At 35.5% G+C, this 12,192-nt stretch carries 9 protein-coding genes; 4 read left to right on the top strand and 5 right to left on the bottom strand.

Translation table 11 applies throughout. The features are described from left to right. Positions 1-188: 188 nt before the first annotated feature. The 4 genes from XJ32_RS08810 to trpA all read right to left on the bottom strand — a co-directional run bounded on the left by XJ32_RS08810 (position 189) and on the right by trpA (position 3,838). Complete coding sequence (locus XJ32_RS08810; RefSeq protein WP_005218738.1) at positions 189-959, bottom strand: FkbM family methyltransferase; 771 nt, start codon at positions 957-959, stop codon at positions 189-191. A 304-nt stretch (positions 960-1,263) separates the two neighbouring features. Further along, a complete protein-coding gene (gene aroC / locus XJ32_RS08805; protein WP_077389143.1) occupies positions 1,264-2,349 on the bottom strand; it encodes a chorismate synthase in 1,086 nt (361 codons plus the stop codon). Between the two features lie 19 nt (positions 2,350-2,368). Then, positions 2,369-2,923 carry a phosphatase PAP2 family protein gene (locus XJ32_RS08800; RefSeq protein WP_077389141.1) on the bottom strand — a complete coding sequence of 185 codons (555 nt, stop codon included), beginning with the start codon at positions 2,921-2,923 and terminating at the stop codon, positions 2,369-2,371. 144 nt (positions 2,924-3,067) lie between these two features. Further along, positions 3,068-3,838, bottom strand: a complete 771-nt coding sequence (gene trpA / locus XJ32_RS08795; protein ID WP_077389139.1) for a tryptophan synthase subunit alpha — start codon at positions 3,836-3,838, stop codon at positions 3,068-3,070. Between the two features lie 255 nt (positions 3,839-4,093). Between trpA and hemE the strand changes: the two genes are divergently transcribed. After that, the gene (gene hemE / locus XJ32_RS08790; RefSeq protein WP_077389137.1) at positions 4,094-5,119 is read left to right on the top strand and encodes a uroporphyrinogen decarboxylase; all 1,026 of its coding nucleotides are present in this window, start codon (positions 4,094-4,096) and stop codon (positions 5,117-5,119) included. A gap of 53 nt (positions 5,120-5,172) precedes the next feature. Here hemE and XJ32_RS08785 read toward each other — a convergent pair whose 3' ends face one another. Beyond that, the gene (locus tag XJ32_RS08785) at positions 5,173-5,946 is read right to left on the bottom strand and encodes a lipid A deacylase LpxR family protein (protein ID WP_254422336.1); all 774 of its coding nucleotides are present in this window, start codon (positions 5,944-5,946) and stop codon (positions 5,173-5,175) included. 1,121 nt (positions 5,947-7,067) lie between these two features. Here XJ32_RS08785 and XJ32_RS08780 point away from each other — a divergent pair. The 3 genes from XJ32_RS08780 to XJ32_RS08770 all read left to right on the top strand — a co-directional run bounded on the left by XJ32_RS08780 (position 7,068) and on the right by XJ32_RS08770 (position 12,003). After that, positions 7,068-9,041, top strand: a complete 1,974-nt coding sequence (locus tag XJ32_RS08780; RefSeq protein ID WP_077390274.1) for a motility associated factor glycosyltransferase family protein — start codon at positions 7,068-7,070, stop codon at positions 9,039-9,041. A 600-nt stretch (positions 9,042-9,641) separates the two neighbouring features. Beyond that, the gene (locus XJ32_RS08775) at positions 9,642-11,210 is read left to right on the top strand and encodes a DEAD/DEAH box helicase (protein WP_155761500.1); all 1,569 of its coding nucleotides are present in this window, start codon (positions 9,642-9,644) and stop codon (positions 11,208-11,210) included. Then, positions 11,200-12,003 carry a pseudouridine synthase gene (locus tag XJ32_RS08770; RefSeq protein WP_077389135.1) on the top strand — a complete coding sequence of 268 codons (804 nt, stop codon included), beginning with the start codon at positions 11,200-11,202 and terminating at the stop codon, positions 12,001-12,003. The genes XJ32_RS08775 and XJ32_RS08770 overlap by 11 nt, the downstream gene beginning before the upstream one ends. Positions 12,004-12,192: the final 189 nt, after the last annotated feature.

The raw sequence follows: 12,192 nt of genomic DNA, 5'->3' as shown, positions 1-12,192 counted from the left end.
GATTCTAAATCCACTTTAATGAAATAGAATCTAATTGGCAGGACAATAGAATCTCATATATTTTAAGAAGATTTTATTGCTTGTAAAAACTTTCCGTATCTAGTTTTTATAGTTTGGAATCTTAAAAGCTTTAATTGGTCTATTTTTGCCATGAAGGCAAAACATAAGAAAATACTAAAAGCATAGAATCAAATCCAATCCAAAAACACATTTTTTGCGGATTTTTCTTCTATGCTTTGTTTAAGTTTTGCTAGTTTTTCTTCCCCATCACTAAAGAATCTTTCGTGCGTCTCACAAGCAATGTAGCCTATATATTTATGTAAGTCTTGTCCTAGTAAAGATTCCATAATGTCAAATTCACTTCCCTCCACATCAAGCTTTAAAAAACTTATCTTGTTGTGCTTTGGCAGGATATGCTCTTTAATATATTGACTTAAGTCAATGACTTCTACTTCATAGGATTTTTGCGTATGATTCACGCTTTCTACAATGCGATTTCCCTGCGACAATTCACCACATTCATCAATCAAAAATTGCGTTTGGTAATTTCTATTTGAAACCGCTTGATTATGTAATATCACATTTGGGTTATCCCTATATTTGTTCTGTAAAAAAGCAAAAAGATATTTGTTTGGCTCAAAGACATATACAATCGCACCGCAATGCAGGGCAACATCTGTAAATACACCAATATGCCCACCACAATCAATGCAAATTTCCCTTTGTGCTATTCCATCGTTGCTGTAAGCATTGCCATACACATACATTTGATGAAAAATCTCCCAGTAATGCCTTGGCATATAGGCATTATGCATCATAGCATCAAGCTTTCCTAAACCATTTGGATCAGCTAAGGCACGCAAGATAAGCTCACTATAATCTTTGTTAAAGTCTATTAACTTCAAAATATCTTTTTTGCGTGCAGGCTTGTTGCGTTTGAGTGTATCTAAAAAACCCATAATAAAAACTCCTAAATTCAAAATTGCGTGATAATACAAAAAAAAAAAAACGATTTATTAACAAAAATGAATATTGTAAAAATTCGTTAATTGCGAGGATATTATTATAATTGTGAGAAGTAAAATGAGTAAAAATACATAAATTAAGACAAATAATGACAACATATAAAATTTAAATAAATATTCAAAGGATTGTTTATAAAAGATTTAAAATAGCTGCAGTATGGAGTATAACAAGACCTTACATGCTCCATAATCATATAGGGGCATGTATTTCGTGGAATAGTCGTTCAATAAACTAAACTCACCCATAAATCTTTTTAAGATTCTCTAGTTTTGCACTCATATTAAGTAGCAACATATCAGCCAAGACAAGGGCAACAATACTCTCACACACTACACTACCCCTTACACCAACGCATGGGTCATGTCTGCCTTGCAACTTTATATCTACTTCATTATTATATATATCTATTGTTTTTTGCGCACAAAATATGCTAGGCGTGGGCTTGAAATGCACTTTAATGATAATGTCATTCCCATTTGAGATACCACCTAAAATCCCACCAGAATTATTACTCATAAAACCATTTTTATCCATATAGTCATTATTTTGAGAGCCATACATCTTTGTAGATTCTATACCGCTGCCTATCTCTACTGCTTTTACCGCATTAAGCCCCATAAGATCCCTTGCAAGTATAGAATCAAGTTTATAGGAAAGCGGCTCTCCTAGTCCAATAGGCACATTAAAAACAGAGAATAAAGCACTTGCACCCACACTATCACCCTTTGCTTTTGCACTCAAAATCTCTTCTTGCATGGCTTCTTCTTTACTTTTATCAAGGGCGAATATAGCACTCTCTCTAGCACTCATAAAATCATCTCGACTAAAATTCTTCTTAGCTGTGCCTATGTTACCTACATGCGTAATACCACTTAGAATCTCAATATTAAACTCCCTTAAAAGCAGCTTTGCTAACCCACCAGCAAGCACTCGCGCTACACTCTCTCTAGCACTACTTCTGCCACCACCACGATAATCTCTATGTCCATACTTATGATAATAGGTAAAATCAGCATGAGATGGGCGAAACACATCTTTAATCTTTGTATAATCTTTGCTACGCACATTCATATTAGGGATAAAAAAGCCAATGGGAGTCCCTGTGCTTCTGCCCTCAAATACACCACTTAGAATCTGAAAAGCATCATCTTCTTTTCTTGGTGTTGCAAACTTGGACCCGCCCTTTCTTCTTGCAATCTCAGATTCTAAAAACGCATAATCAATAGTTATGCCAGATGGCATACCACTCACAATGCCACCAATACCCTCGCCATGACTCTCCCCAAAAGAGCTAAATTGAAATAAAATACCATTAGAATCCATAACTTTCCTTATATATTAATTACGCATTGCGAAAATATGGAATCTTTTGCAATACAACAAGAACGCTATAAGTTATAACTAAGCTAAAAATCCCACCAGCAATAACCTGTATAGTCGTATGCCATAGTGTTAGCACCCTTGATGGTGGCACTAAGATAGCAAGTAGGGCTAAAAATATAATCCATCTTTTGCTATAAAATCGCAAGGCAAATCCCACGGCAATAAATGCCGCGGCAGTATGTCCGCTTGGAAAACCATTATAATCATATATGCTAGGTGTCCCATTAAATGCGTATGGGCGAAGTGATATTGAAGCATATTCTGTATTATGAGATGCCAACTGCATAAACCCAAATTTTATCGCATAAACAACGCCAACAACAAAGGCAGCTGCAATAGATAGCATAATCACGCGTTTTATATTTTTTTCATACACTAAAATAATAATGCCCAAATAAAGTGCTAAAAATTGAAACACATCGCCATATAACTCCACATCATACACAAATAGCACACATGCTACAACTAGCACAATAAACATAAATTTGAGTTCATTATTTTTCTTTTCTGTCATTTCATATCCATTTTGTAGAAATTTGCATATTGTATGCTATTTGCGTAAATTATATAATAACTGCCGATTCAGCACCTCCAAATTCAAATAATTCATTTTTATTCTTCATCGTGCGGTGAAGATGCACTGCATAAAGGGATAGAACTACTCACACGCTAAAAGCTTTTGCGTGGAATCTTGTAAAATCTCCAAAAGATTCTCGCTATCTTGATTCTTATTAATAATATCAACAAAATAACTCCCCGCAACAACACCATAAACTTTATGTTGCAATAAGGTAAGCTGACTTGCATGATTAATACCAAAACCAACCATAATTGATTTTTCTTCTAATGCACAGATTTCAGCCACATCTTCTATATACTCAAGAACTTCCCTATTGATGAGTGTTTGACCCCCTGTTAATCCATTGCGTGCAATGACATAAAGAAATGGCGCGAGTGTTTGACTTGCGATTTCTCTCACACGCTTTTGTGATGTAAGCGGAGCGATTAACTCAATAAAATATATGTTGTGTTCCCTGCATAACTCCCTCATGCCAAAATCTTCTTCACCAAAGCCAAAATCTGGGATAATAACACCATAAGCACCACATTTTGCAAGATCACTCACAAACTCTTTTACTCCATACTGCAATACAATATTTGCATAAGTCATTGCAAGTATGCGCTTTGAAGTATTTTTCACAAGTGTATCAATAATGGTAAATCCATGCTGAGGGATAAATCCATGACGCAAACTATAATCACTCGCACTTTGTATTAATACGCCATCTGCATTACCATCAGAAAATGGAAACTGCACTTCCAAATATGTTGCACCTCCCCGCAAAATCCCCGTTGCCGCACGAATACATGAATGTGTGTCGGGGTATCCAGCGATAACATGCCCCATAAGTTCTAATTTTTGATTCACCTTGTTTCTCCAAGATTTTGTAAAATATCCGCGTATTATAGCAAATATTTTTGTATTTGTTACGATGTATTATCTATAGTATGCCTGCATTAAGATTTTTATCAATACTAGCAAATAGGTAAAGAATCCGATCGCTACCTAAGAGATATTTTATGAAGATTCTGATTAGTTGCTTGAAAAACAATGTCTATTATATTAACCGCCTACACATATTCACACATTACAATATGTCAAATGCTATACTAAGGATTCTAAATGATTTTTATTGACGCATGTTTGAGAAAAAAAACGCCCTATACACCTATATGGATGATGAGACAAGCAGGACGCTATTTAGATGAATACAAAGCGACAAGAAAGAGGGCTAAAAATTTTATTGATTTATGTCAAAGAGTGGATTTAGCCACAGAGGTTACACTACAACCTATCGATATTTTAGATGTGGATGCGGCGATTTTATTCAGCGATATTTTAGTTATTCCTTATGAAATGGGGCTTCCTTTAGAGTTTAAAGAGGGGTTTGGACCACAATTTTTACAAACAATTACTGATGAAGAGAGTTTAGGTATGCTAAAGTCAAACGCACATACTAGACTTTCCTATGTGTATGAATGCGTAGATTCTGTGCGAAAAAGATTAGCAAAAGATAAAGCATTGATTGGCTTTAGTGGAGCGCCATGGACCCTTGCTACATATATGATAGAGGGACATGGCAGTAAAAGCTATGAAAAAAGTAAAAAAATGTTGTATCAAAATCCAAAACTCTTACACGCTTTATTACAAAAACTCACAGATGAGATAAAGCAATATTTAAGTATGCAGATAAAAGCTGGGGCAAATGCAGTTATGCTTTTTGACTCATGGGCGAATGCGTTAGAAAAAAGCAAATATTTAGAGTTTGGCTGGTTTTATTTGCAGGATATTGCAAATTATCTTAAGGCTACATTTCCACAAATTCCACTTATCGCATTTCCTCGCGGTGTCGGTGCATTTTTAGAATCTCTTCACGGCAAGTTTGATGTATTAGGCATTGACTGGCAGATTGATATGAAAGAGGCAAAAGAAAAGGCAGGCGATCGCTTTGTATTGCAAGGTAATCTTGAGCCCGCAAGGCTTTATGACTATTCTTCTATGAAGGAGGGGGTTATCTCTATCCTTGAAGTTATGCGTAATTCTGGGCATATCTTTAACCTTGGACATGGCATGATTAAAGATTTACCGCGTGAGAATGCAATATCCTTAGTGAAACTTGTAAGAGAACTATCGAGTAAATATGCCTGATGAAGATCCTATGATAGAGAGTTTTTGAGAAAAAAGCTTTATATGTAAAAGTTTTACAAAAAGAATCTAAAATCATCATTCAAACTCATTGAGCCTATATGATTTGAAGTAGCTTTTTGTATTCCAAAATCCCCATGCAAACCATAACCAACACGCATTTTTGCACCAAGCTCTAAATGCGTATTTGCATTACCAAGGGCTATAACTCCATAGGGCAGTATATCAAAAATATTTGAGATAATATCAAAGCGATACATTGCTTTATAATACGCATTCAAGACAAATTCATTTCTAACCTGATGATCCCAACCTGCTAAAGGATAATAGTTGATTAATTCATGTATTAAATCCTGTGCTTCTTTACCTAGCGCAGCCTTGCCCACCATGCCGATATTTAACTCAAGCTGTTCTAAAAAATTATCTGTGCGATTTTGTATCATGGTGTTGAGATAGAGATAGCCGCCATAAGGGGCGTCATTTGCAGGTGGATTTAATGCAAAACGGGCGGAGGGCGTATAGACTTCTTGCCCTATGCCAATGCTAAAAGAGCTTGCCAAATCTTTCTTAAAAAGCCTAGAAAATAATGCAGTATATGCAAGCGGACTATTCTGCCATTCTTTTGAGGTGTAACTAAGATTATGCCCAGCTGTATAGTATCTATCGTAATTTGTAGGCTCAAAATATGCGTCATTATCGCTTGATAGTGCAATATGATGTTTATTGTAAGCAGCAATTTCTCTAGCATATAAAGTAGCATTCAGCATATATATAGCACTTATAAGCATAAATGCGGTTTTATAGTTTCTATTTTGAATGTGAAAATACATGATTTCCTTTCATTAAGGTTTAGTTATTAATTAAAGTTGGCTTTAAAATAACCCTGCCATCAATCAATACTATGGATAAAACTCACAAGATTCTAAAACTTTTACTATTTTTAGAATCTATGAAGGCTATTAAAGTGAATGCTTTTACTCGGTTTGTTTTGTGTGTTTCGGTGAGGTTATATGCGATATTTAAATACGGCCTCAAAGCGTAAATGCAGTGCGTTTATCTTTTGTGCTGCTTTTTGCGGATTCTGCACTCAAAGCCGATCATGTATGTATAATACACTCCCTTCGCTTTTCGTTCGAAAACCGCAAAAATTCATCAAAAATCTTAAACACAGGGGTATAGCCTAAATTTCAAGTTACCGCACAGAGAGTCGGCTTGTCGTTTTGAGGCTTTAGCCGAAAAATCTAGCTTTATGCAAGTAGAGATGTTTCGCTACGCTCAACATGACAATAAGGGGCAACATGACAAGGGAATGCAATGCGGCAGTATTTTTGATTGAATTTAAGTGTTGTTGAGTTTTTTTGTGAGGGAGTGTATATATAATACATGACCGAAACAAAAACTCACTTAAAAGCAACAAAAAGACAACGCATATAACCGATATTTTAGAATCTATATCACAGCTTATGTGCTTAAACAACAAAATATAAACTAGATTCCATGTTTGAAACGACAAAAAGTCAAAATGGGATAAGAGTGCATAAGCTATCATTAAAAGCCTATATTTGATAATCTACAAAAATATATTATAATATCATCTTGTTTTATCATAAAATCATGCAATGAGGAAGAGATGGCAAAAAAAGGGCAAACAAAAAACACACAAGACACACAAAAAAGCACAAAAAAAGAAGTGCAAAACAAGACAACACAAAACGCTAAGGTGCGGACAAATGAGCTAAAAACGACCAAAGCACAAAATAGCGAAGTAAAAACGAGTGAGTCAAAAAAAGGTGGGCTAAAAACAAATAAATCACAAAAAAGTGAGTTAAGAGCGGCTAAAACACAAAAAGCTAAATCACAAACAAATGAGCTAAAAACAAATAAAACACAAAAAAGCGAAATAAAAGAAACTGAATTACAAGAAGCAGCATGCAAACCACTTAGCACAATCATGCAAGATTCAGAGCCACAAAAAGCACAAACACAGATTAATGAAAACTCCATTTATGAGAGAAACCTGCACGCATTAAGCATGCGAGATCCGCTTCTTTTCTACAATCTCTTAAAAATAGAAACAAATACGCAATATGAAGTCTTTATGGGAAATGATAGTGCGAACTTTAATATTGTTGAATTGCAAAATAATATCCCGCTTTATAAAGGCGATCCCTTGCAAGAGAATCTAGAGGTGTTAAAAAGCTATGAAATATATCGCTATTATCCCTATTTATACGCCTATGGTTTAGGGAATGGAATCTTATATCGCATGATGCTTGGCAGCGAGATTCTAAAACGCATTGTAGTGATTGAGCCAGAATTAGAGATTATTTGTATTGTGCTAAATCTCATTGATTTTAGTGAAGAGATTCTAAGTAATCGACTGATTTTACTTCATTCTCCACAATGTAATTTCAATATGATTAACTCCCTTTTTGATATGGATAAATTCTCTAAAGTGTATTCTAAAGTCTATGATTTGTTGCTACCAAATGGCTATTATGAAAAATATAGCGAAGAGATTCTAAGAATTAATAAGGACTTTGTAGCCGCCATCGAGCATGGTGTAATAAGTGTAGGCAATGATACAAAAGATGCTATCGTTGGGATAAAGCAGCATATTGAAAATATGAAATATTCACTCTATGCCCCAAGCCTTGTAGAAATCCATGGTAAGCTTAAAGGCAGAGATACAGCCATCATTGTCTCCACAGGACCAAGCCTTTATAAACAGCTTGATACATTGAAAGAAATCGCTCCTTATGCGACACTTTTTTGCATTGATGCGAGTTTTCCCGTGCTTACAAAGCATGGTATAAAGCCAGATATTGTGTTCTCTTTAGAGAGAGTGAAAGAGAGTGCGAAATTCTACACAGATACACCTATGGAGGCACAAGAAGATGTGATTTTCTCCCTTACTTCAATCGTGCATGAGGACACTATACATGCGATACAAAAAGGCACAAAGCAGTTTAGCTTCCGCCCATTTGGTTATACGACACTTTTTAATTTCTATGAATATGGCTATCTTGGCATTGGCATGAGTGCGGCAAATATGGCGTATGAATTAGTCGTGCATTCGCAGTTTAAACGCTGCATTATCATAGGGCAGGATTTAGCCTTTGGTGAAGATGGCTCAAGTCACTCTAAAGGTGCGGTATATGGTGAAAATGAGATTAAACCCAAAAAAGATAAAATCTATGTGGAAAAATATGGCGGTGGTGGTGTAGTAGAGACCACAGAAGTGTGGAAACTCTTTTTAAACTTCTATGAAAAAGACATAGCAAATACACCTTATAAAATAGAAGTGATTAATGCGACTGAAGGTGGAGCAAGGATAAGAGGGACGATTGAAATGCCTTTTAAAGAAGCTTGTGCTTTGGTGCCAAAGGTAAAGAAAAAGCCACTAAAGCTTAAAGCCCCGAGTAAAGCACATGCAAAAAAGAATATGGAAAAAGCCATTGAGATTTGTCAAAATTGGATTGATTATGGCGAGTTACAACAAGAAAAAGTTGAGAGTGTATTCTTAGAATTAGTCGAGTTTTTACAAGAGATAGAAGAGCTAAATCGCAAGAATGAGCTAGAAAAATTTAACTATAAAACAATGGATAAATTAATAGATTCTATAGATGAGATTAAAGATATTTTTAACTCAAGAGTGTTTCATGACTACTTCACAGATGCCTTGCAATCCTATATTTTTCATCAAGAATTAGACATAGCACAGCTTCTAGTGCGACCTATTAATAACGAAGATGATAAAAGGGGCAAAGAGCTAGAATGGCTATATCATCATAGATATTGGCTATTTAGCCTTGCAGGTGGCATTGACACGGTTGTAACCGTCGTGCGTAAAGCTTTAGAATATCTAAGTGGTGAAAAATACGAGAGCCTAAAGGATAAAGAGAAAAAGGAAAAAGCAAAGTAAGGTTAAATTTTTATTGATTTTGGGTTTGAATAATGAGATGTGGATTATATCTTTACTTTCAAACACTCTCTAAACATAGTTGCACGCATAAACTTCTTAAATGAGGCTTTGTAAATACCAATTTATATTTGTGGAAATTTATAGGCTTCAAACATACCAACAACGCTTTTAATTATTTAAATGAAAGGTTGCTTTGCATTAATATCAATCAGTTCATGCCAACAAAATGTCTATGCTATATGCCCTCTTGTCATGAGTTTGTGTTGAAGTATAATTATATGGTATAAACTAGTTGTATCTAAGGTAAGTCAAAAATTAACAATTCATTATTTAGAATTTAATTCTTTAAGGTTGAATCTAGATTTTACGTAGCATACATGCCACTGCTTGTTTCTATGAATAAATGGTTATGTTTTAGTTAGATTCCATCCTGGCTTACCACGCACTACTTATGCACACCTTTCTGCTATTTTCAAAGCTAAAAGTTTTACTTGTAATTTCTCGCACACAGCACATTCAAGCACAATAACAAATAACTACACTATATATTGTTAAGAAACAATGCTATAATTACGATTTACTTTACAAAAAGAGCGTTTAATGAATAAAAAAGAGACAAAAGCACAAGACAATACACAAGATAAATTGAGTGTGCTAGATTCATTTCGAGCTTTAGGCTTGAAAGACAAAGTGTTAAAAGGCATTAAAGAGGCAGGTTTTACTACACCAAGCCCTATACAAGAGAGAGCTATCCCACCCATACTTGAGCGTAGAGATGTTATCGCACAAGCCCAGACAGGCACAGGCAAGACCGCAGCGTTTGCCCTGCCTATTCTCCATAGTTTGAAAAACGATAGCTCCATTGAAGCCTTGGTGATTACGCCTACACGAGAGCTTGCTATGCAAATTAGCGATGAAGTCTTTAAGTTAGGCAAGTTTTTAAAGACAAAAACAGTGTGTGTGTATGGCGGACAAAGTGTTAAAAAACAACTTGAATTGATAGAGAAAAAGCCACAAGTCCTAATCGCAACGCCGGGTAGATTGCTAGATCATTTAAAAAATGAGCGACTAAAAAACTTCGCACCAAATGTTGTGGTCCTTGATGAAAGTGATGAGATGCTTGATATGGGTTTTATCGATGATATTGAAGAGATATTTCAATATATTCCAAATAACGCACAAACCCTGCTGTTTTCAGCCACAATGCCAGCTAGAATCAAACAATTAGCAGATAAGATTCTCTATGATCCCGTGCATATTAAGATTCAATCAAGTAGCACGACAAATTCAGATATAGCACAACGCTACTATATCATCAATGAAAATGAACGGAATGAAGCCCTAACAAGGCTAATAGATACAGAATCTCCAAGCAAAAGTATCATCTTTATCCGCACAAAAAAAGAAGCCGATGAAGTCAATAGCTACTTGCAAAATAAAGGCTATAAAAGCACTGCATTACATGGCGATATGGACCAACGCATGCGTAGAGATTCAGTCCAAGCCTTTAAAGGTAAGGAAGCAGACATTCTAGTCGCCACAGATGTCGCTGCAAGGGGGCTTGATATACGCAATGTAAGTCATGTTTTCAACTATCATATACCTTTAAATATAGAATCTTATGTGCATAGGATAGGACGCACAGGCAGGGCTGGTAGCAAGGGTGTTGCCATTACTCTTGCTACACCGCTTGAGTATAAAGATTTAAAGAAGATACAGAATGAAACAAACGCAAAATTTGAGCTTTATGAAGTGCCAAGTGTAAGCAGCGATGTGATGATAAACACGCTTTTAAACACAAAGGTATCAGATGAAGCGATAAATCTTTATGAGAGCATAAAAGATAAGACAGATTCAGCCCAACTCATTTTAAGACTTTTATCTGTCTATCTACGAGAACATGTAAAAATAGGACTAACAAAGCAGGAAGCCCTAGAAGTCCAAAAACAAGAGATTCTAGAATCTAAAAAGGAAGCGAAAACAAAAGGTAACAAAGGCACAAAAGGTAAAACTCTAACTAGAGATAAAAATCCAAAATCAAGCACAATAGACGCACTAATAAAGAGAATCTATCAAAAAACACACGACCAAGCAACGCCCAAGAGAGAGCTAAAAAGCAAAAAATGCAAAGTCAGCAAAAATACTATAAGGGATAACTTTGCGACTTAATCATTTTATCGCACTACACAGCAAATATTCGCGTAGAGAGGCGGATAGGCTAATAATAGAAGGTGCAGTAAAGATTAATCATGCTTTAGCGACAACAAAAACTCTAGTCCCACAAATAGCCCTGCAAAATCCACATGCCGCCATGAAAGAATTTAAGATTTTCATACATGGAAAAATGCTGCATTATGCCAAAAAGCAAAACTACACGGCAATCGTGTATCACAAGCCAAAGGGTGAGATTGTAAGTAAAAAAGATTCTTATGGGAGAAAGCTTATCTATGATAGCTTAAATGCTAGATACGCACATTTTATGCCTGTTGGTAGGCTTGACTTTGCAAGTGAGGGGCTTTTGATATTGAGTGATAGCAAGGAAGTTGTAAGCAAACTCATGCACTCAAACCTGCCACGCACCTACATTCTTAAAATAGATTCTCATATTACAAAGCAGATGATAAAGGCAATGGAAGAGGGCTTAACATTGCAGAATGCAAAGGCAGGGGGGCATAGACTAAGCAAGATAAAGACAATGGGGTTTATGCCTATGGAATATGAGATTATAAAAAGCGCTTCAATCTCAAAGCTAAAAGTGCGTATCAGCGAGGGCAAAAATCGAGAGTTGCGTAGATTTTTCGCACATTTTAATGCGAATGTGCTGGACTTAAGAAGAGTTAGCTATGGGTTTATCAATCTAAACGCACTGCCTGTTGGCAAAACCCGCTTTTTCACAAAGCAAGAATATGATGACTTGCATAAGTTTATGAGTGAAAAAGATTCTAATAGAAAAGATTCTTAATTGTGAGGTTAAGGCGTAGTGGTATAGAATCTTTTTGCTAGATATTAAGTTATAGTCGTGTCAGCAGAATATTGCCCTTTAACTGAATATGGAGATTAGAAATAGCTTGTTATAATGTTTAATAGAAAATAGATAAAAGATAAATTAAAGACAACTTAAAGATTTTTTGGAATGATAGCTTTGTCTTTG

Origin of the sequence: Helicobacter bilis (genome assembly GCF_001999985.1) — a bacterium.
Lineage (GTDB): Bacteria > Campylobacterota > Campylobacteria > Campylobacterales > Helicobacteraceae > Helicobacter_A > Helicobacter_A rappini.
The sequence above is the reverse complement of the archived record's forward strand: the minus strand, read 5'-3'. Positions and strand labels throughout refer to the sequence as shown.